The sequence below is a fragment of the Streptomyces sp. Y309 genome, assembly GCF_056712025.1.
Genome location: NZ_CM160048.1, coordinates 1,441,024 through 1,461,665, shown reverse-complemented (window position 1 = coordinate 1,461,665; position 20,642 = coordinate 1,441,024). Strand labels below are relative to the sequence as shown.

Here is a 20,642-nt window from a genome sequence, read left to right as displayed (position 1 = left end):
CAGTAAGGGGGCCCGAGCATGACCATTCTGGAGACGATCCGGGGGCCGCGCGACCTGAAGGCGCTGACCGAGGCCGAGCTGGGCGAACTGGCAGAGGAGATCCGGGAGTTCCTGGTGCACGCGGTCGCCAGGACCGGCGGTCATCTCGGGCCCAATCTGGGGGTGGTGGAGCTCACCATCGCCCTGCACCGGGTCTTCGAGTCGCCCACCGACCGCATCGTGTGGGACACCGGCCACCAGAGCTACGTACACAAACTATTGACAGGCCGTCAGGACTTTTCGAAGCTGCGCGGCAAGGGGGGCCTGTCCGGCTACCCCTCGCGTGAGGAGTCCGCGCACGACATCGTCGAGAACAGCCACGCCTCGACGGCGCTCGGCTGGGCGGACGGTCTCGCCAAGGCCCGTGACGTGCTCGGCGAGCGCGGGCACGTCGTCGCGGTCATCGGCGACGGGGCGCTCACCGGCGGCATGGCGTGGGAGGCGCTGAACAACATCGCGGCCGCGAAGGACCAGCCGCTGATCATCGTGGTCAATGACAACGAGCGTTCGTACGCGCCGACCATCGGCGGGCTCGCCAACCATCTGGCCACCCTGCGCACCACCGACAGCTATGAGCAGGTGCTCGCCTGGGGCAAGGAGGTCCTCCAGCGCACTCCCGTCGTCGGACGGACGCTGTACGAGTCGCTGCACGGCGCGAAGAAGGGATTCAAGGACGCCTTCGCGCCGCAGGGGATGTTCGAGGACCTGGGCCTCAAGTACGTCGGCCCGATCGACGGGCACGACACCAAGGCCGTCGAGTCCGCCCTGCGGCGCGCGAAACGCTTCCACGGGCCCGTGCTCGTGCACTGCCTCACCGAGAAGGGCCGCGGCTACGAGCCCGCGCTCGCCGACGAGGCGGACCGCTTCCACACCGTCGGCGTCATGGACCCCCTGACCTGCGAGCCCCTCGCCCCGTCCAACGGACCCTCCTGGACCTCGGTGTTCGGCGAGGAGATCGTCCGCATCGGCGCCGAACGCGAGGACGTCGTGGCGATCACGGCGGCCATGCTGCACCCGGTGGGCCTCACCAAGTTCGCGGAGGCCTACCCGGACCGGGTGTGGGACGTCGGCATCGCCGAGCAGCACGCCGCCGTGTCGGCCGCCGGGCTCGCCACGGGCGGGCTCCATCCCGTCGTCGCCGTCTACGCCACCTTCCTCAACCGGGCCTTCGACCAGCTCCTGATGGACGTCGCGCTGCACCAGTGCGGGGTGACGTTCGTGCTCGACCGGGCCGGGGTCACCGGGCCCGACGGGGCCTCGCACAACGGCATGTGGGACATGTCGATCCTCCAGGTCGTCCCGGGCCTCAGGATCGCCGCGCCGCGCGACGCCGACCAGCTCCGGGCGCAGTTGCGCGAGGCGGTCACCGTCGACGACGCGCCGACGCTGCTGCGGTTCCCCAAGGAGTCGGTGGGGCCCGCCGTCCCGGCCGTGGACCGCGTGGGCGCCATGGACGTGCTGCGCCAGGACCCGGAGGCGGACGTGCTGCTCGTCTCGGTCGGCGTGATGGCGCCCGTGTGCCTGCAGGCCGCCGACCTCCTCGCGGAGCGCGGGATCCGCTGCACCGTGGTCGACCCGCGCTGGGTCAAGCCGGTCGACCCGGCGTTGCCCCCACTGGCGGCACGCCACCGGCTCGTCGCGGTCGTCGAGGACAACAGCAAGGCCGCCGGGGTCGGTTCGGCGGTCGCGCTGGCGCTGGGGGAGGCCGAAGTGGACGTTCCCGTACGGCGGTTCGGCATCCCCGACCAGTTCCTCGCGCACGCCAAGCGCGGCGAGGTGCTCGCGGACCTGGGGCTCACTCCCGTCGAGATCGCCGGGAGCATCAGCGCGACCATCGCGCGCAAGGACGCGTCCGGCGCGGGCGTACGCCAGGAATCGCGCGCGGACGCACGGGAACAGGCCGGTTCCCCCGGCAAGCAGGCCGGTTCCCCCGGTAAACAGGCCGGTCGCCCCGGCAAGGAGAAAGCCGGTGTGGCCGGCGAGGAGACCCGAGCATGAGCAGCATGAGCAAGGAGTTCGACCTCGGCAGACTGCTCGCCGAGCGCAGCGGTGAACGCTACGAACTGCACGCGCGGCACCTCAACCACCAACTGCCGCGCATGCTGCACACCATCGGCTTCGACAAGGTCTACGAACGGGCCGAGGGCGCGTACTTCTGGGACGCGGACGGCAACGACTACCTGGACATGCTCGCCGGCTTCGGCGTGATGGGCCTCGGCCGGCACCACCCCGTCGTACGCAAGGCGCTGCACGACGTCCTCGACGCCTCGCTCGCCGACCTCACCCGCTTCGACTGCCAGCCCCTTCCCGGGCTGCTCGCGGAGCAACTGCTCACCCACAGCCCGCACTTGGACCGGGTGTTCTTCGGTAACAGCGGCACCGAGGCGGTGGAGACCGCCCTGAAGTTCGCGCGCTACGCCACCGGCAAGCCGCGTGTGCTCTACTGCGCGCACGCCTTCCACGGCCTGACCACCGGCTCGCTCTCGGTGAACGGCGAGACGGGCTTCCGCGACGGCTTCGCGCCGCTGCTGCCCGACACGGCGGTGCCGCTCGGCGACCTCGACGCGCTGCGCGCGGAGCTGCGGCGCGGTGACGTCGCCGCGCTGATCGTCGAGCCCATCCAGGGCAAGGGCGTGCACGAGACGCCGCCCGGTTATCTGCGCGCCGCCCAGGAGCTGCTGCACCGGCACAAGGCGCTCCTGATCGCCGACGAGGTGCAGACCGGCCTCGGCAGGACCGGCGCGTTCTACGGCCACCAGCACGAGGAGGGCGTCGAGCCCGACCTGGTGTGCGTGGCCAAGGCGCTGTCCGGCGGCTATGTGCCGGTCGGCGCGACCCTCGGCAAGGACTGGATCTTCAAGAAGGTCTACTCGTCCATGGACCGCGTCCTCGTGCACTCGGCGAGCTTCGGGTCCAACGCGCAGGCCATGGCGGCCGGGCTCGCGGTCCTCGCCGTGCTGCGGGACGAGAAGGTCGTCGAGAACGCGTACGTGACCGGCGAGCTCCTGAAGTCACGGCTCGCGGCCCTCGTCGACCGCTACGAGCTGCTGAGTGAGGTGCGCGGGCGCGGGCTCATGGTCGGCATCGAGTTCGGCAGGCCCCAGTCCCTGAAGCTGCGCAGCCGTTGGACGATGCTCCAGGCCGCGCGCAAGGGCCTGTTCGCGCAGATGGTGGTCGTACCCCTGCTGCAGAAGCACCGCATCCTCACCCAGGTCTCCGGCGACCACCTGGAGGTCATCAAGCTGATCCCGCCGCTCACCGTGGGGGAGAAGGAGGTCGACCGGTTCGTGGAGGCCTTCATCGCCGTCATGGACGACGCGCACAGCGGGGGCGGGCTGATGTGGGACTTCGGCAAGACACTGGTGAAGCAGGCGGTGGGCAACCGGTAACAGGGCAGGTCGGACGCTTTTGCCCCTGGGGCAAGAAAGTTGCCCCAGGGGCAAACCTCTGGCTGAATCGGAGGCATGAACCCTGCCGAGCCCGCGGGGCCCGCCGAGTCCGCCGGGCCTGCCGCCCCCGACGACTCCGATGTCGCCGCCGACGGCCTGCCCGCCGTCGCGCCCCAGCTCCGTGAGCTGCGCCGCCGCGCCGCCCTGACCCTGGAGGCCGCGGCCCGCGCGGCCGGACTCTCGCCCGCGCACCTGTCCCGCCTGGAGACCGGGCAGCGCCAGCCGTCGCTGCCGATGCTGCTCGCGCTCGCGCGCACCTACGGTACGACGGTCTCCGAGCTGCTCGGCGAGACGCCCGCGGACCGGGACGCGGTCGTCCGCGCCCCGGACATGGAGCCCACCGCCGCGGGCGGCTGGACGTACTGGCAGGCCGGCGCGCCGGGCCGGGGCATGCAGGCGCTGCGCGTGCACGTCCCGCACGGGGCGCAGGGCGACATCGTGCGGGTGCATCCCGGCGAGGAGTGGCTGTACGTCCTCAAGGGGCGGGTGCGGCTGCGGCTCGGCGACACCGCGCACACCCTCGCGCCGGGCGACAGCGCGCACTTCGACTCGCTGACCCCGCACCGGATCGCCGCCGCGGACCACGGCGGCGCCGACTTCCTCTTCGTCCACACCTTGCTGCAGAGCCCCGCCACCGCGCTGTGCCTCGGCGGCACCACCCAGGGAGACCGACATGACGGAATCTGAGCAGCCGCGGCAACCGCAGCAGCCGCGGCCGGAGCAGCCCGCACGCCGCATGGCCATGGAGGAGAAGTTCCCGCGCGCCCTGTGGATCCGGCTGATCATCTATGTGGCCGTGGGCCACGTGTTCGCGTTCTTCGTCTATCTGCTGTTCGTGCTCGGGGGCAAGAACCAGTGAGGTGGCGGCTCGGTCAGTGACATGGTGGCTCAGTCGAGGAGCCGCTCGCGCAGCCGCTCCCGCGTCCCGGGCGTGACGCCGAGGCCCCGCGCCAGATAGGTGTCGGTGTCGCCCCAGGTCAGCTCGATGGTCTCGAAGGCCGCCGCCAGATACTCGGCGCGGGCGTCGAACAGCGGGCTCAGCAGCTCCATGACCTCGGGGGACATCGCGTCCGGCGAGGTGCTGCTGCGGTGCACCTTGTAGCGGCGGTGGGCGGCGTTCGACTCCAGATAGTCCGCCTCGATCGCCTCGCGCTCCACACCGACAGCCAGCAGGGCCACCGCTATGGACAGGCCCGCGCGGTCCTTGCCCGCCGCGCAGTGCATGAGCGCGGGCACGCTGTCCTCGGCGAGGGCGTGCAGCACCCGGCCGTGCTCGGCCGTGCGCTCCTTGATGATCGTCCGGTACGACGCCGTCATCCGGCCCGCGGCCTTGCCGTCGGAGAGGACCGTGCGGAGCTGGTCCAGGTCGCCGTCGCGGACCATCTTCCAGAACTCGGCGCCGTCGGCCGGGTCGGTCAGCGGCAGGTTCACATTGCGCACCCCCGGCAGCTCCACGTCCGGGCCCTCGAGGCGCTGGTCGGCGGCGTTGCGGAAGTCGAAGATCGTGTGCAGGCCCAGCGAGGCGAGGAACGCCGCGTCGGCCGCCGTGGCGTGCGCGAGGTGACCGCTGCGGAAGAGCACGCCGTGGCGCACCCTGCGGCCGTCCACCGTCGGCAGTCCGCCCACGTCACGGAAGTTGCGCACGCCGGCCAGCTCGGGCTCGGTGGACGGGACCTGCTGCGTCACGGGGTCTCCTCATGCTCGGGGGCGGCGTCGCGCGACCTCGCGGGCGCGTGGCCCGCGGATGGTTGCGCCTTCGACGATACGACACGGGTTCCTGAGGCAATCAGTCCTGGTACAGGGGTGGCCGGAGGCGCGCGCGGGGGCACGTCAGGGTGGCGCACGCGGGAGGTGCACAGACGTTGCCCCGGTGGTCACGGGGCCCGAAGATGTGCGTACGCGCGCGTGCCTGTTGAGATGGACGTGCGTGCCTGTTGAGATCTGTTTCCGTATCAGTGGGGCTCTGGGGGTTCGATGATCGAGGTCGGCGCAGACGGTCGTACGTGGCTCCTCTCGGGGCCCACCAGCAGCTACGCGCTGCACCTCACCGACCGCGACGAGCTGCTGCATCTGCACTGGGGCCCGCGGATCGCCCTGGCCGACGCCGAGGCGCTGGCCGCGGTGCCGCCGCCCCTCGACTGGCCCTTCGAGTCGTGGCTCGACGGGCGCGAGGAGTACCCGGTGGAGGGCGGGCCGCGATTCGTGCGGCCCGCGCTCTCGGTGCGCGGCGGCGGAGTGCGCGGGACGGAGTGGCGCTTCCTGAGTGCGGCCGCCGACTCCGCCGACTCCGCCGACTCCGCCGACTCCGGCGACTCCGGCGACTCCGGCGACTCCAGCGACTCCGGCAACTCCGACGACGAACTCCAGCTGCACTTCACCGACGCCGTGCACGGGCTCCAGGTCACGCTGTCGTACCGGATGCGCGGCGACGTCGTGGAGCGGTACGCCGTCCTCGTCAACCAAGCCCCCGCGGGATCACCGGAGTTGGAGCTCCTGCGCGCCGACTCCGCGACCTGGACCCTGCCCCTGCGCGAGCGCTGGCGCCTTTCGCAGCTGCACGGGCGCTGGGCGGCGGAGTCCCGGCTCGTCCGGTCGGAACTCACGTACGGCGAGAAGGTCATCGGCAGCCGGCGCGGGCACACCGGGCACCAGCACCTGCCCTGGGTGGCGCTCGACGCGGACGGCGCCACCGAGGAGAGCGGCGAGGTCTACAGCTGCGCGCTCGCGTGGTCCGGGTCGTGGCGCATCGCCGTGCACCAACTCCCGGACGGCGCCGTGCAGATCACCGGCGGCAGCGGGCACGACGACTCCGGGCAGCGGCTGCTCCCGCCCGGCACGGCGGTCGCCACGCCGGTCTTCGCGGGGCTGTGGAGCGACGGCGGCTTCGGCGGGGCCAGCCGGGCCTGGCACGCCTACCAGCGCGCGCACGTGATCCCGGACGCGGACGAGGTGCGGCCGGTGCTCTACAACTCCTGGGAGGCCACCGGGTTCGACATCGCCGAGGACCAGCAGCGGGCGCTCGCCGGGCGGGCCGCGGCGCTCGGCGTGGAGCTGTTCGTCGTCGACGACGCGTGGTTCGGCGCGCGCGTGTCCGACCGGGCCGGACTCGGTGACTGGACGCCCAACCCCGGCCGCTTCCCCGACGGGCTCAAGCCGCTCGCCGACGAGGTGCACGCCCTGGGCATGCGGTTCGGGATCTGGGTCGAGCCGGAGATGGTCAACGCCGACAGCGACCTGTACCGCGCGCACCCCGACTGGGTGCAGCACCATCCCGGCCGCGCCCGCACCGAGTTCCGCAACCAGCTCGTCCTCAACCTCGCCCGTGCCGACGTACAGGCGTACCTCTGGGAGAAACTCGACACCCTCCTCTCCAGTGCGACCGTCGACTACGTGAAGTGGGACTTCAACCGCTGCTTCACCGACCCGGGATGGCCCGGCGAGCCCTACCCGCAGCGCCTGTGGGACGCCCACGTGCACGCCTTCTACGACCTGGTGGACCGGCTGCGGGCCGCGCACCCGACCGTGGCCTTCGAGTCCTGCTCGGGCGGTGGCGGCCGGATCGACCTCGGCGTCCTCGCCCGCACCGACCAGGTCTGGACGTCCGACAACACCGACCCGCTGGACCGGCTCGCCATCCAGCACGGATTCAGCCAGATCCATCCCGCGCGCGTGATGGCCGCCTGGGTCACCGACAGCCCCAACACGCAGCTCAACGGGCGGGAGAGCTCGCTGCGGTTCCGCTTCGTCAGCGCCATGGCGGGGGTGCTGGGTGTCGGCGGCGACCTGACCCGGTGGAGCGCGGACGAGCTCGCCGAGGCGCGCCGGTGGGTGGAGCTGTACAAGGAGATCAGGCCCGTCGTGCAGCTCGGCGACCTGTACCGGCTGCGGGACCCGGACGGCGGGCTCTGCGCGGTGCAGTACGTCCGCGGGGACGACGTGGTCGTCCTCGCCTGGCTCCCGGCGCAGGCGTACGGACAACAGCCGGCGCCGGTGCGGCTGCGGGGCCTCGACCCGACGGCGGCCTACGCGTGCCGGGAGACGGGGGAGGTGCGGCGCGGCGCGGTCCTGCTGCACCACGGGCTGCAGACCGGGCTGCGGGGCGACCTGGACGCGGCCGTCTTCCGTCTCCGGCGGGTCACTGACGCGTATTCCGGGTTGGTGCAATCTTGACCGGTGGCTTATCTCACCCCTCGTCAACCCCTTATTACGATGGCGTAGGTCACTTGTCGCCAGGAAAGATGTGACGACGTGACAGCAGAGTCGACACACTTCATCAAAAACACACCCACGGACACGTTCACCTCCTACGCAGCGGTCGGCGACAGCTTCACCGAAGGAGTGGGGGATCCCGGACCCGACGGCACCTTCGTCGGCTGGGCCGACCGGCTCGCGGTCCTCCTCGACGACCGCGTGCCCGAGCACTCCTTCCGGTACGCCAACCTCGCCGTGCGCGGCAAGCTCCTCGACCAGATCGTCACGGACCAGGTGCCGCGGGCCAAGGAGCTCGGGCCCGACCTGGTGACGTTCGCCGCGGGCGGCAACGACATCATCCGGCCCGGCACCGACCCCGACGAGGTCGCCGAACGCTTCGAGCGGGCCGTCGCCGAGCTCGCCTCCGCCGTCGGCACCGTCGTCGTCACCACCGGCTTCGACACCCGGCGCGTGCCGCTCCTGAAGCATCTGCGCGGCAAGATCGCCACGTACAACGGCCATGTCCGCGCGGTCGCCGACCGCTACGGCTGCCCGGTGCTCGACCTGTGGTCGCTGAAGTCCGTCCAGGACCGGCGGGCCTGGGACACCGACCGCCTCCACCTGTCGCCCGAGGGGCACACGCGGGTGGCGATGCGGGCGGGCCAGGTGCTCGGGATCGAGGTGCCCGCCGACCCGGAGCAGCCGTGGCCGCCGCTGCGGCCGCGCGGCACCTTGGAGGAGCGGCGCGACGACATCCACTGGGCGCGCGAGCATCTGGTGCCCTGGATCGGACGGCGGCTGCGCGGCGAGTCCTCCGGTGATCATGTGGCGGCCAAACGGCCCGACTTGATGCCGCTGACGTGAGGCCGCGGCGGTGGCCCACCCGGCGGGTGGCGCGGGCTCGACCGGTGAGGTGACAGGGCGGGAGTGGCGGCCCCGCGCGCGGGCGCGCGGGTGCTGGGATGACGGCCAGCCGTCCCCACAGGGGCGGAAGACCGCCACACCGGAAGGACTCCCGCCCATGCCCGCAACGCCGCGCCCGCCTGTGTCCGCGACTTCGCGTCTGCCCGTGTCCGCGACTTCGTGCCCGCTTGTGTCCGTGACTCCGTGCCCGCTTGTGTCCGTGACTCCGTGCCCGCCTATGGCGGCGACTCCGCGTCCGCCTGTGTCCGCACCGCCGCGCCCACCTGTGTCGGCGACTCTGTGCCCGCTGGTGTCCGCACCGCCGCGCCCGCCCGTGGCCACAACTCCGCGCCCACCCATGGCCGCGATTCCGCGCCCGTCCGCGCGCCCCGGGGACCACCGCATTCCTGCGGCCGCCTTCGTCCGTCGGCCGTCCGCGCCCGCAGGCGCCGCGCGTCCGCGTACTCCGCTGCGCGCCCTCGCCGCGGCCCTCGTCACGCTCGCCGCGCTCGGTCTCTCCGGGGCGCTCGCCGTGCCCGCGGCCGCCGACGCGGCCCCGGCCCCGCCCGCCTCGCAGGTGCTCGCTCCAGCCGCCGCTCCGGCTCCCGCGCCCTCCACGGTGACCGTCACCGGCACCGGCTCCGCGAGTGCGGCGCCCGATCTCGCCGTGGTCAGCATGGCCGTGGAGGTCACCGCGCCGACGGCCGAGAAGGCGCTCGCCGCGCAGCACGCCGCCGCCGACGCGCTGCTCCGCGCGGTGCGCGGGCAGGGGGTCGCCGAGCGCGACGTGCGGACCGACAGCCTTGAGCTCTCCGCTGTGTACGAGGACAGCAGCGGGGTGTCGAAGCTGACCGGCTACCGGGCCGCGCAGAGCTTCAGCGTCAAGGTCCGCGAGCTGCACCGGACCAGCCGGGTGATCAAGGCCGCGTCGGACGCCGCGGGGGACGCCGTCCGCATCAACGGGGTGTCCTTCGACATCGCCGACGCGCGGCCCCTGCGCGCCAAGGCCCGCCAGGCCGCGCACGCGGACGCCCGCTCCAAGGCCGAGCACTACGCGAGCCTGTCCGGCCGCGGGCTCGGCCGCCTGGTCTCCCTCAACGAGGCCGAGGCCGCCGACCCGCGCCCGCTGACGGTGTCCCCGGCCGCCTTCGCCAAGCACGACGGGGTGCCGGTGGCGCCGGGGGAGATCGAGGACAACGTGTCGGTGGTGGCGGTGTACGAGTTGCGGTGAGGCGCAGCCCCTCGAGTCCTCAGCTCTTCAAGTCCTCAGCCGTTCCAGCCTCCGCCCTTCGAGCCTCAGCCCTTCAAGTCCTCCGGGGACAGGCCGAGTTCGCGGGCCAGGGCCTCGTCCGCCCAGGCACGGGTCCGGGCCCGGGACACCGCGCCGGGGTAGGCCGTCATCTGGACGGCGAGGCCGTCGAGCAGGGCCGTCAGGCGCAAGGCGGCGACCGCGGGGTCGGGGCAGCGGAACTCGCCCGCGGCCACGCCCTGTGCGATGACGTCGGCGAGGGCTTCCTTCCAGCGGCGGTCCAGATCACGGGTGACCGACCGCAGCGCGGGCTCGCGCAGGGCCGACGACCAGCCCTCGATCCACAGCCGCCATCCCTTGGCCGGGCCCGTCGGCGCGTACCAGCGCACCGCCGCCCGCAGCCGGCGCACCGCCGACGTACGGCGGCCGAGCAGCTTGTGCAGGTGCGCCAGATCGCCCTCGGCGGCGTGCGCGAACGCTGCGGCCACCAGCTCGTCCTTGGTCGAGAAGTGGTACAGGACAAGGGCGTTGCTCACGCCCAGCGCGGCGGCGACGTCCGCGATGCGCACGGCCGCCACGCCGCGCGCCTCGATCTGTTCGACGGTGGCGGCCAACAGCTCCGCCCGCCGCTCCGCCACGCTCAACCGCACTCTTGTCACGCCGTGCACCCTACCTACGCGCGTCACGCTGGGCCTATGCGCGTCAGGCGGGGCCCATCAGCGGCACGGCGCGTGGGTTCCCCCGCGGCGCGCACTCACGCGCCCGGTGCGTACCGGCCGAAGCGTTCGGTGATCTCCGGGAGGCGTTCGGCGGCCAGGGCGTGTGCGGCGGCGCGGGGTGTCGTGCCGTCCCGCCGCGCCCGCGCGAGTACCTCGCCGCCCTTGGCGCCGCCGAGCGGGACGTAGCGGGCCCGCGGGTCGTAGTGCAGAGTGCAGCCCGGCCGCATCCGCAGGCCCCCGCCGCACACCCCGCGCACCAGCCGGTCCACGACGAGGAAGCCGCGGCGGCTCCTGCCCCTCAGTGGCGCGGCTCCCGACGGTCCATGGCGCGGCTCCCGTCGGAGGCTACTGACTGATCGGTCAGTAGCGAGTGCATCACGGGCGCTCCGCGGACCTGTGGGCGGGCGCGTCGCGCAGCTCGCAGGACGCCTTGAAGCCCTGACTGGTCAGCCCCATCGCGGAGTTGAAGCGCGAGCGCAGGTTCTCCACGGCCACCATCATGGTCAGCTCCACGAACGCGGGCTCGCCGAGCCGCGTGAGCAGCCGGTCGGCGAGCTCGTCGTCGACCTCGGGCGGGTTCGCGGTCATCGCCTCCGCGTACGCCATCACGTCACGCTCCAGCGGTGTGTAGACGTCGCTCTCGCGCCACAGCGGCACGTCGTGCAGCTTCCGCGGGTCCATGCCGCGCCCGTGGTTCTCCCAGTAGCCGAAATCCATGCACCAGGAGCAGCCGATGGACGCCGCCGACGCCATGACGGCCAGCGCCTTCAGGTCGGCGTCGAGCTTGTTCCACTTGGCCACGGACTGCTCGAAGCGGAGGTAGGACCAGAGGGCGCGCCGGTGGTGGGCCATCGCCCTGCCCGGGTCGAGGACCTTGCCGTACGTACGCTTCGAATACCACTCCATGGCGCGGAAGAACAGCGTGCGGGGCGGGCTCAGCGAGATGCGGGCCATGGGGCCACCTCCATGTCGTACGTCGTACGCGGCGTGGTTCGCCGTCTCGATGAGGTGACGGAACGGACGGGCGCGGATGTGACATCGCGGCGGGCCGCGGCGGCCGCTGGCGCCCGGTGCCTGGCCAGGGGCGCCCGGTCCGACAGCGGCCGACCGTGGCCCGAGCCCCTTCCGACAGCCGCTGTCGGGAGTGGCGCACATAATGGGGGAGCCTGAGCAATCCTGTTCCTGGAGGTGCCGTGTCCCGGTTCTCGAGCCCCCGGCTCCGTTCACTGCGGCCGCCCGCCTTCGGAGCGGATCCCACCGGTGAGCGGCTCGCGCGCATCCGCAGATCGCCGCACTTCGCGAACGGCTCGTTCCAGAACCCGATGGGGGCGCGCACCAGGCCGTCCGGGTCCGCCCTGGAGTTCGCGAAGATCTACTTCCGTAAGGAGGAGCGGGCCCGCCGCAGCCCGTCCGGCCCGATCCCGGTGCACGCGACGACCCTGGCGGACCTCGCCAAGCCTCCCGCGAGCGGCCTCCGGCTCACCTGGATGGGGCACTCCAGCGTGCTCGCCGAGATCGACGGGCGCCGGGTGCTCTTCGACCCCGTGTGGGGCGAGCGGTGCTCGCCGTTCGCCTTCGTCGGGCCGAAGCGGCTGCACCCGGTGCCGGTGCCGCTCGCGGCGCTCGGCCCGGTCGACGCGGTCGTCATCTCGCATGACCACTACGATCACCTGGACCTGCCCAGCATCAAGGCGCTCGCGGGCACGGACACGGTGTTCGTGGTGCCGCTCGGCGTCGGCGCGCACCTGGAGCGGTGGGGCGTGCCCGCGGACCGGCTGCGCGAGCTGGACTGGCACGAGTCCACGGACGTCGCCGGGCTGAGCCTGACGGCGACGCCCGCGCGGCACTTCTGCGGGCGCGGCCTGCGCAACGGGCAGCACACGCTGTGGGCGTCCTGGAGCGTGCGCGGCCCGGAGCACCGCGTCTTCCACAGCGGCGACACCGGGTACTTCCCCGGGTTCAAGGACATCGGCGCCCTGCACGGCCCGTTCGACGCCACGATGATCCAGATCGGGGCATATTCGGACTTCTGGCCAGATATCCACATGCGACCGGACGAGGGCATGCGCGCCCACCTCGACCTCCAGGGCGGGCGGCCGCACGGCGTACTGCTGCCCATCCACTGGGGCACCTTCAACCTCGCGCCGCACTCGTGGGCAGAGCCGGGCGAGTGGACGGTCGACGCGGCGGAACCAGTCGGGCAGAGCGTTGCCACACCCCTCCCAGGGGAGCCCTTCGAGCCCTCCGGGGCGCTTCCGAACACCCGCTGGTGGCGGGCTCTGTCCGAACCGATGGCCCGCCCATGGCGCCGAGCATGGTCGCCGGACGCTTCGACGGCTTCTGCCCGGGAAGGTCTCGACCTCGCGGGCGAGCGGTGAGGGAAGAGGCTGCCGCGCCCCCGGCATGTCGCCGGAGCGGCGGCGCGCGATGATCATCCAGACCGCGATCCCGCTGATCGCCGAGTGCGGCGCCGCGGTGACCACCGCGAAGGTCGCCCGCGCCGCGGGCATCGGCGAGGGCACGATCTTCCGGGTCTTCGCCGACAAGGACGAGTTGCAGGCGCACCTGCCCCGGATGGGCGCGATCGCCGGCTCGCTGCACACCTCCGGGCACCGCGGCGGCAAGCACCCCGGCACGGTGCGCGGCGCGGGCCGCGAGGAGTCGACGACCCGCATCCGCGCGGCCCTCGCGGAGCTCCTCGAGCCCGACAAGGCCGCGCTGCGCCGGCCGCCGGAGCAGATCGCGGCCCTGTTCTTCGGGCTGCTCTTCACCCAGCCGCATCTGGAGGACGAGCCGGAGCTGACCACGCAGGAGCTGGTGGAGATCTTCTTGCACGGCGCGCCCGCGCCGTCTGGACCGGGGTGGCCGTCGCCGTACTGGCCCTGATGCACCTGGCGGCGGCTGTCCGGATGCTTCAAGAGGCTCACTCAACCAACATCCCCTGGGCTGACGGGGGCTTGGCGGGGGCTCAGGGGAGCGTGCCCGGCGCCGGAACCGGCGGCCGAGCCCCTCTTCGCTCGGCCGTACGAGTGTTTTCGCCCGGGCGTGCGACGCGTCATACCAGAGCGGGACGCTGCCCATCGGAGTTTGTCAACTGCCCATCGCACATGATGCGTTGACGACTACCGTGTGTGGCCGTCGGGCGACGCAGGGGTCACATCACGGCCTGCCGGCCGGCATCGCGATGTCATCGACGAGGTGCCGCAGCAGACCGCCGCGGCGCCCGTCGCAACGTACCGAGGACGCTGATGTCTCACCTTCGCGCACCGGCAGCACGCGCAGACCGCCGTGAGGGCGGCCGGCACGGCAGGTCCGGGAACCGCGCCCCGTCGCTGCCCGAGGCGCGCATACGGCCCCAGCTCGTACGCATCGCCGTGCTGCCCGCCGTCGCGGTCGGCCTGTGCGGCGGCGCGGCCGTGCTCCTCCTGATCCGGGACGCCGGGGCTCGGCCGCGGCTGCCGCTGCTCGCCGTCCTCGCCGCCGCCGCGGTCCTGGGCCTCGCCTGCGTGGTGATCGCCGCGGTGGCCGCCGACCGGGCCGCGCGGTCCGTGCGCGAGCGCGTCGGCGCGCTGCGCCGCGCCACCGCGCGCGGCCAGGCCGACCTGCGTGAACTCGTCGAACAGCTGCGCCGCGGCGACGTACCGCCCGCGCCCGGGCAGCAGTCCGCGCGCCCCGTGGCCGCGGGGGACGAATTCGGCCTGCTCGCCGAGGAGCTGTCCCGCGCGCACGACGGCGCCGTCACCGCCGTCGTGCAGGCGGCGCAGCTCTCCAGCCAGGCGGGCAGCGAGCAGAAGGTCGAGGTCTTCGTCAATCTGGCCCGGCGGCTCCAGTCCCTCGTACACCGCGAGATCTCGCTCCTCGACGACCTGGAGAACACCGTCGAGGACCCCGAACTCCTCAAGGGCCTCTTCCACATCGACCACCTCGCCACCCGTATCCGGCGGCACGCGGAGAACCTCGCCGTGCTCGGCGGCGCCATGTCCCGGCGCCAGTGGAGCAGGCCGGTGACCATGACGGAGGTGCTGCGGTCCTCGATCGCGGAGGTCGAGCAGTACTCGCGGGTCAAGCTGGTGCCGCCGGTCGACGGCACCCTGCGCGGGCACGCCGTCGCCGACGTCATCCACCTGCTCGCCGAACTCGTCGAGAACGCCACGGTGTTCTCCGCCCCGCACACCCAAGTCCTGCTGCGCGCCAACCGCGTGACCGCCGGGCTCGCCATCGAGGTCGAGGACCGCGGCCTCGGCATGCCCCTCACCGAGCAGAGCCGGATGAACCAACTCCTCGCCGACCCCGACCAGGTGAACGTCGCGAGCCTGCTCCAGGACGGGCGCATCGGGCTCTTCGTCGTCTCCGCGCTCGCCCGCAGGCACGGCATCGCGGTGCGCCTCCAGACCAACATCTACGGCGGTGTGCAGGCCGTCCTGATCGTGCCGCAGGGGCTCCTCGGCGCCGAGCAGGACGAGGCGGCCGCCGCGGCCCGCGGCGGTGGGAAGGACGGGAGCGGCGGGGCGAGCGGAATGGTGCCGGGGCCGCGCCGGGCCACGTCGGGCGCCGCGCCCGCCTCGCGGCGGGGGGCGGGTCCGCCGAGCGGGGCCGGTACGTCGGGTTCGCGGCTCGGGGCGGGTGCGTCGGGTTCGCGGCTCGGAGCAGGTGCGCCCGGTTCGCGGCTCGGGGCGCCTGGCACGCCGGGTCCGCAGCTCGGGGCTGACCCGTCCGGTGCACATCCCGGCACCGGGGCGTCCGGCTCGCATCCCGGGCCTGGAACGTCCGGCGCGCAGCCTGGGGCCGGGACGTCCGGCTCGCATCCCGGCGGCGGTACGTCGGCTTCGTACCCCGCCGCCGGCACGTCCCCTTCGTATCCCGGGCCCGGGACCGGCACGCGCGCTGACGCCGCCCCCCAGGCCACGGCCCCCTACCCGCCCCAGCCCCACCACCCCACCCAACCGCTCACCCCTCGCAACGGCAGCCCGGTCACCACCGACCCCGCCGCCCCGACCGCCCCCCTGCCCGTCCGCCGCCCCCGAGGAGACCGGCCCACCCCCGCCGAAGCCCTGCCCGGCATCCGCCCCGAGGACCGGCAGAGCGCCGTCGAGCACACCGCCGCCCCGCCGGTGCCCCGCAACGGCGCCGTGCGCGGCCGGGTCGGCAGACCGCAGTTGCCCAGGCGCCGCGCCCAGGAACACCTCGCACCCCAGTTGCGCGACGCCCGCGCCCCGCGCGCGGACGACGAGCACGTCGGCCACGACCCGGGCCTGATGGCCGCCTTCCAGCGCGGCATCGGGCTCGCCCAGGCGGCCGAGGCCCGGGAAACACCACACGACCACGACGCCGGTGCGGGCCCGGGACCCGGCGACGGCACCGGCCGCGGCGGCGACCAGGACGGCAGCTGACCACGGCGGCCCCATCGGCACGACCGGACCCCCCGACCCCGACCCCGGCCCGCACCCCGCCCCTCTGCCCCCGCAGACCCCGAGCACTTTGAGAACCCGTACTTCAAGGAGTCGATCCACCATGGCGAGCGATGCGCCGACCGGCCATGTATCCGATCTCGACTGGCTGATGAGCGGCCTCGTGCAGCGCGTGCCGCACACTCAGAGCGCCGTCCTGCTCTCCTGCGACGGACTCGTGAAGTCGGTCCATGGCCTCGACCCGGACAGCGCCGACCACATGGCGGCGCTGGCCTCGGGGCTCTACTCCCTCGGCCGCAGCGCGGGCGTCCGCTTCGGGGACGGCGGGGACGTGCGCCAAGTGGTCGTGGAGCTCGACTCGACGCTCCTCTTCGTGTCCACGGCGGGCTCGGGCACCTGTCTCGCCGTACTCGCCGGGCGCGACGCGGACGCCGCGGTCCTGGGGTACGAGATGGCGATGCTCGTCAAGAGCGTGCGCCCCTACCTGGTCACAGCGCCCCGCCAACCCGCCGTCGAGCCCGCGTCGTTGAGGCACTGAGCGTGGGGGCCCCGCACGACGGGCCATGGCTCGACGACGCCGCGGGGCGGCTCATCCGCCCCTACACGGTCAGCGACGGACGCACCAGACCGACGGCACAGCTCGACCTGCTGTCCCAGGTGCGGGCGACCGGAACCGTCCCGGCCGGCTATCTCGGCCCCGAGCACACGCTCGCACTCGGCATGTGCGAGGCCCCCACGTCCGTCGCGGAGATCGCCGCCCAGCTCAAGCTGCCCGCGGTGGTCACCAAGGTGATCCTCTCCGACCTCGTCGACAGCGGGGCGATCACCACCAGAGCCCCGGACTTCTACCACAACCCAACTGACCGGTCCCTGTTGGAGGCAGTGCTCGATGGACTACGACGACAGCTCTGACCCCTTCCCCACCGCGCTGAAGATCCTCGTCGCGGGCGGGTTCGGGGTCGGCAAGACGACCTTCGTGGGCGCGGTCAGCGAGATCGCCCCGCTGAGCACGGAGGAGTTGCTCACCACGGTCAGCGAGGCCACCGACGACCTGTCGGGCGTGGAGCACAAGACCACGACGACCGTCGCCATGGACTTCGGGCGGATCACCCTCGACCCGGAGCACGTGCTGTACCTCTTCGGCACGCCCGGCCAGGAGCGGTTCTGGTTCATGTGGGACGAACTGTCCGAGGGAGCGCTCGGCGCGGTGGTCCTCGCCGACACCCGGCGCCTGGAGGACTGCTTCGCCGCCGTCGACTTCTTCGAGCAGCGCGGCATGGGATTCATCGTCGCCATCAACGAGTTCGACGGCTCCTACCGCTACGAGCCCGAGGAAGTGCGCGCCGCCATCGACCTGGACCCGCAGGTGCCGGTCGTCCGCTGCGACGCGCGCATCTCCAGCTCCGGCATCCAGACGCTCCTCACCCTCGTACGCCACCTGCTCGCCCACGCCCCCGCCGAGCCCACCTACGGGGCCCGCACCACATGAACCCTGGAGCACGCCGATGACGGGAGTACGCCGATGACGTACGAAGCGGCCGGCCGGCTACTGCTGACCCCGGTCGACAAGGAGGCGCCGGCCCGGGTGCGGCGGCTGCGCGAACTGGGCCTGGGGGAGCGGTGCGAACCCGGGCTCGACGCGTTCGCGGACCGGCTCGCGCGGGTGCTGGACGCGCCCTACGCGATGGTCAACTTCATCGACGAGGAAGGTCAGTTCTTCGCCGGGCTGCACGCGCCGCTGATCGCGGAGCCGGAGATCGCGGGGGTGGAGATCGCGGTGGGGAACGACGTGGCGGAGCTGCCGCCCGGCGTCATCGGGCGGCACATGGCGCGCGAGCGCGGCTACTGCCCGCACGTGGTGGTGCGGGGCAAGGCGCTGGTCCTTGAGGACGTGAGCGACTACCCGCGGTTCGCGGGCAACCCGGTCGTCGACGAGATCGGGATCCGGTCCTACCTGGGCGCACCGCTCGCCGATCGCGCCGGGCTCGTGCTCGGCACGGTGTGCGTCGCCGACGTCCGGCCGCGGCCGTGGGGGCGCGCCGGGCTCGACACGATCAAGTCGATGGCGGCCGAGCTGGCCGAGCGCGTCCAGCGCCGCGAGGACGACGGGGACTTGGCCGCCCCGCTGTGACGGAACCGGGTCGTTCCCGGGGAACGTGATCCGTACCGTGGCGCCGTGCGTGTCCGCCCCACGAAAGGTCTCCACATGACCGACCTCCGTCTCGGCGTCCTCGGCTATGGACTGCGCGGCTCCCTCGCGCGCGTCGCCCACCGGCCCGGCGCGGGCTCCCGCGTCACCGCGGTCGCCGACCACGACCCGGCGGCCCGCGCGGACGCCGCCGCGGCCTTCCCCGGCGCCCGGATATCCGCCGACCACCGCAAGGTCGTCGAGGACCCGGACGTCGACGCCGTCCTCGTCCTCACCCCCGACCACACCCACGCCGAGCTCACCGTCGAGGCGCTGCGCGCGGGCAGGCCGGTGTTCGTGGAGAAGCCGCTCGCCATCGACGTCGAGGCGTGCGACGAGATCCTGCGCGCCGCGTACGACACCGGCACCCGGCTGTACGTCGGGCACAACATGCGCCACATGCCCGTGGTCCGGCTGATGCGCGACATCATCGCGCGCGGCGAGATCGGGGAGGTCAGGACGGTCTGGGTGCGCCACTTCGTCGGATACGGCGGCGACTGGTACTTCAAGGACTGGCACGCCGAACGCCGTTACACCACCGGCCTGTTGCTCCAGAAGGCCGCCCACGACATCGACGTACTGCACTGGCTCGCGGGCGGCTGGACCCGGCAGGTGCAGGCGCTCGGCGACCTCATGGTCTACGGCGCCAACCCGCACCGCCGCGCGCCCGGCGAACCCAAGGCCGACGACTGGTACGCCGAGGACGGCCACTGGCCGCCGGGCACCCAGCGCGCCCTCAACCCCGTCATCGACGTCGAGGACGTGTCCCTGGTCAACATGCGCCTCGACAACGGAGTGTTGGCGGCCTACCAGCAGTGCCACTTCACGCCCGACTACTGGCGCAACTACACCGTCATCGGCGACGCGGGCCGCCTGGAGAACTTCGGCGACAGCCCCGGGGGAGTCGTCAGGGTCTGGAACGCGCGCCGCTCGACGTACCGCGCGGAGAGCGACGCCGCGTACCCGGTGCCGGACGTCCAGGACGAGGGCGGGCACGGCGGCGCCGATCCGCTGCTCGTCGACGAGTTCCTGCGCTTCGTGCGTGACGGTGGAGCCACCGACACCTCGCCGGTGGCCGCGCGGATGGCCGTCGCGGCCGGGGTGCGGGCCACCGAGTCGCTGCGGGACGGCGGCACCCCGCGCGAGGTGCCGGAGCTCGCCCCGGAGCTGATCGCCTACTTCGAACGAGGGCAGGCGCGCTGGGCCGATAAGAGCAGGCACGCCGGCCCGACCGGCCCGGTGACAGGTGGCCCGCCTGCGGTCTGAAGGAAAGCTGCGGCAGCGCTTAAGAAATCCTCGATGGACCAGCGGCGCGACGTACGGAAGATTGCTGTGCGTCGGTGTGCGACCGGTGCAGGCCACCGGGACGCGACGTACGCGAGAGGTACGGGACGCCGGCACCCCCCAGAGGCACGACAGGAGTCGTCGCGTGAAGGCGCTGGTCAAGGAGAAAGCGGAGCCCGGGCTCCGCCTGATGGACGTCCCGGAGCCGGAGATCGGCCCCGGCGACGTCCTGATCAAGGTGCTGCGCACCGGGATCTGCGGGACCGACCTGCACATCCGGGCCTGGGACGGCTGGGCGCAGCAGACCATCGCGGCGCCACTGATCGTCGGACACGAGTTCGTGGGCGAGGTCGTCGACACCGGCCGCGACGTCGCGGACATCAAGGCCGGGGACCGGGTGAGCGGCGAGGGCCACCTGGTGTGCGGCAAGTGCCGCAACTGTCAGGCGGGACGGCGCCACCTGTGCCGCGCCACGGTCGGGCTCGGCGTCGGCCGCGACGGCGCGTTCGCGGAGTACGTCGCGCTGCCCGCCGCCAATGTGTGGGTGCACCGGGTGCCGGTGGACCTCGACGTCGCGGCGATCTTCGACCCGTTCGGCAACGCCGTGCACACCGCCCTGTCCTTCCCGCTGGTCGGCGAGGACGTCCTGATCACCGGCGCGGGGCCGATCGGCCTGATGGCCGCGGCCGTCGCCAAGCACGCGGGCGCCCGCAACGTCGTCATCACCGACGTCAGCGAGGAGCGCCTCCAGCTCGCCCGCAAGACCGGCGTCAGCCTCGCCCTCAACGTCGCCGAGTCCACCATCGCCGACGGACAGCGCGAGCTGGGCCTGCGCGAGGGCTTCGACGTCGGCCTGGAGATGTCCGGCAACCCGCGCGCGATGCGCGACATGGTCGCCAACATGACCCACGGCGGCAAGATCGCCATGCTCGGCCTGCCGGCCGAGGAGTTCGCCGTCGACTGGGCGCGGATCGTCACCTCCATGATCACGATCAAGGGCATCTACGGCCGCGAGATGTTCGAGACCTGGTACGCCATGTCGGTGCTGCTCGAAGGCGGCCTCGACCTCGCGCCCGTGATCACCGGCCGGTACGGGTACCGCGACTTCCAGGAGGCCTTCGACGACGCGGCGAGCGGCCGCGGCGGCAAGGTCATCCTCGACTGGACCGCCTGATCCCCCTGGACCGCCCGAGCCCGCGGCGGCCCGAGCGC

20 protein-coding genes are annotated in these 20,642 nt (G+C 73.0%); 16 read left to right on the top strand and 4 right to left on the bottom strand.

The genetic code is table 11. The annotated features are described in order from the left end of the window. Positions 1-18: 18 nt before the first annotated feature. The 4 genes from dxs to AC0KTA_RS05060 all read left to right on the top strand — a co-directional run bounded on the left by dxs (position 19) and on the right by AC0KTA_RS05060 (position 4,347). A complete protein-coding gene (gene dxs, locus AC0KTA_RS05075; RefSeq protein ID WP_481053890.1) occupies positions 19-2,037 on the top strand; it encodes a 1-deoxy-D-xylulose-5-phosphate synthase in 2,019 nt (672 codons plus the stop codon). Then, the gene (locus AC0KTA_RS05070; RefSeq protein WP_481053889.1) at positions 2,034-3,428 is read left to right on the top strand and encodes an aspartate aminotransferase family protein; all 1,395 of its coding nucleotides are present in this window, start codon (positions 2,034-2,036) and stop codon (positions 3,426-3,428) included. The genes dxs and AC0KTA_RS05070 overlap by 4 nt, the downstream gene beginning before the upstream one ends. 75 nt (positions 3,429-3,503) lie before the next feature. Further along, entirely contained in the window at positions 3,504-4,175 is a 672-nt protein-coding gene (locus AC0KTA_RS05065; protein WP_481053888.1) for a helix-turn-helix domain-containing protein, read from the top strand. Positions 4,176-4,230: 55 nt separating this feature from the next. Next, positions 4,231-4,347, top strand: coding sequence for a DUF6126 family protein (locus AC0KTA_RS05060; RefSeq protein WP_037661371.1), 117 nt, complete (start codon positions 4,231-4,233; stop codon positions 4,345-4,347). A 29-nt stretch (positions 4,348-4,376) separates the two neighbouring features. On the opposite strand, the gene AC0KTA_RS05055 is transcribed toward AC0KTA_RS05060, so the two are convergent. Beyond that, the gene (locus AC0KTA_RS05055; RefSeq protein ID WP_481053887.1) at positions 4,377-5,174 is read right to left on the bottom strand and encodes a tyrosine-protein phosphatase; all 798 of its coding nucleotides are present in this window, start codon (positions 5,172-5,174) and stop codon (positions 4,377-4,379) included. A gap of 288 nt (positions 5,175-5,462) precedes the next feature. On the opposite strand from AC0KTA_RS05055, the gene AC0KTA_RS05050 reads away from it, so the two are divergent. From AC0KTA_RS05050 to AC0KTA_RS05040, 3 genes are all read left to right on the top strand, one after another. After that, a complete protein-coding gene (locus AC0KTA_RS05050) occupies positions 5,463-7,658 on the top strand; it encodes an alpha-galactosidase (protein WP_481053886.1) in 2,196 nt (731 codons plus the stop codon). 78 nt (positions 7,659-7,736) lie between these two features. Then, positions 7,737-8,543, top strand: coding sequence for an SGNH/GDSL hydrolase family protein (locus AC0KTA_RS05045; protein WP_481053885.1), 807 nt, complete (start codon positions 7,737-7,739; stop codon positions 8,541-8,543). Between the two features lie 397 nt (positions 8,544-8,940). Further along, on the top strand, positions 8,941-9,813 hold the full coding sequence (locus AC0KTA_RS05040; RefSeq protein ID WP_481053884.1) for an SIMPL domain-containing protein: 873 nt from the start codon (positions 8,941-8,943) through the stop codon (positions 9,811-9,813). Positions 9,814-9,878: 65 nt separating this feature from the next. Here the strand turns inward: AC0KTA_RS05040 and AC0KTA_RS05035 are convergent, their stop codons facing one another. The 3 genes from AC0KTA_RS05035 to AC0KTA_RS05025 form a co-directional block, all read right to left on the bottom strand. After that, positions 9,879-10,490, bottom strand: a complete 612-nt coding sequence (locus tag AC0KTA_RS05035) for a TetR/AcrR family transcriptional regulator (protein ID WP_481053883.1) — start codon at positions 10,488-10,490, stop codon at positions 9,879-9,881. A gap of 95 nt (positions 10,491-10,585) precedes the next feature. Beyond that, positions 10,586-10,819 carry a hypothetical protein gene (locus tag AC0KTA_RS05030; RefSeq protein WP_481053882.1) on the bottom strand — a complete coding sequence of 78 codons (234 nt, stop codon included), beginning with the start codon at positions 10,817-10,819 and terminating at the stop codon, positions 10,586-10,588. Positions 10,820-10,925: 106 nt separating this feature from the next. Further along, entirely contained in the window at positions 10,926-11,504 is a 579-nt protein-coding gene (locus AC0KTA_RS05025; RefSeq protein ID WP_481053881.1) for a carboxymuconolactone decarboxylase family protein, read from the bottom strand. A gap of 239 nt (positions 11,505-11,743) precedes the next feature. Between AC0KTA_RS05025 and AC0KTA_RS05020 the strand changes: the two genes are divergently transcribed. The 9 genes from AC0KTA_RS05020 (at position 11,744) to tdh (ending at position 20,604) form a co-directional block, all read left to right on the top strand. Further along, positions 11,744-12,928 (top strand): MBL fold metallo-hydrolase, encoded by a 1,185-nt coding sequence (locus AC0KTA_RS05020; protein ID WP_481053880.1) that lies wholly within the window; start codon positions 11,744-11,746, stop codon positions 12,926-12,928. 49 nt (positions 12,929-12,977) lie between these two features. After that, complete coding sequence (locus AC0KTA_RS05015) at positions 12,978-13,436, top strand: TetR family transcriptional regulator (RefSeq protein WP_481053879.1); 459 nt, start codon at positions 12,978-12,980, stop codon at positions 13,434-13,436. 362 nt (positions 13,437-13,798) lie between these two features. Beyond that, complete coding sequence (locus AC0KTA_RS05010; protein WP_481053878.1) at positions 13,799-15,940, top strand: sensor histidine kinase; 2,142 nt, start codon at positions 13,799-13,801, stop codon at positions 15,938-15,940. Positions 15,941-16,061: 121 nt separating this feature from the next. After that, a complete protein-coding gene (locus AC0KTA_RS05005) occupies positions 16,062-16,496 on the top strand; it encodes a roadblock/LC7 domain-containing protein (RefSeq protein ID WP_481053877.1) in 435 nt (144 codons plus the stop codon). A 2-nt stretch (positions 16,497-16,498) separates the two neighbouring features. Further along, positions 16,499-16,870 (top strand): DUF742 domain-containing protein, encoded by a 372-nt coding sequence (locus AC0KTA_RS05000; RefSeq protein ID WP_481053876.1) that lies wholly within the window; start codon positions 16,499-16,501, stop codon positions 16,868-16,870. Continuing rightward, entirely contained in the window at positions 16,848-17,447 is a 600-nt protein-coding gene (locus AC0KTA_RS04995) for a GTP-binding protein (protein WP_481053875.1), read from the top strand. The genes AC0KTA_RS05000 and AC0KTA_RS04995 overlap by 23 nt, the downstream gene beginning before the upstream one ends. Positions 17,448-17,480: 33 nt before the next feature. After that, positions 17,481-18,089 carry a GAF domain-containing protein gene (locus AC0KTA_RS04990; protein WP_481053874.1) on the top strand — a complete coding sequence of 203 codons (609 nt, stop codon included), beginning with the start codon at positions 17,481-17,483 and terminating at the stop codon, positions 18,087-18,089. Positions 18,090-18,164: 75 nt separating this feature from the next. After that, on the top strand, positions 18,165-19,412 hold the full coding sequence (locus AC0KTA_RS04985; protein WP_481053873.1) for a Gfo/Idh/MocA family protein: 1,248 nt from the start codon (positions 18,165-18,167) through the stop codon (positions 19,410-19,412). A gap of 163 nt (positions 19,413-19,575) precedes the next feature. After that, the gene (gene tdh, locus AC0KTA_RS04980; protein WP_481053872.1) at positions 19,576-20,604 is read left to right on the top strand and encodes an L-threonine 3-dehydrogenase; all 1,029 of its coding nucleotides are present in this window, start codon (positions 19,576-19,578) and stop codon (positions 20,602-20,604) included. Positions 20,605-20,642: the final 38 nt, after the last annotated feature.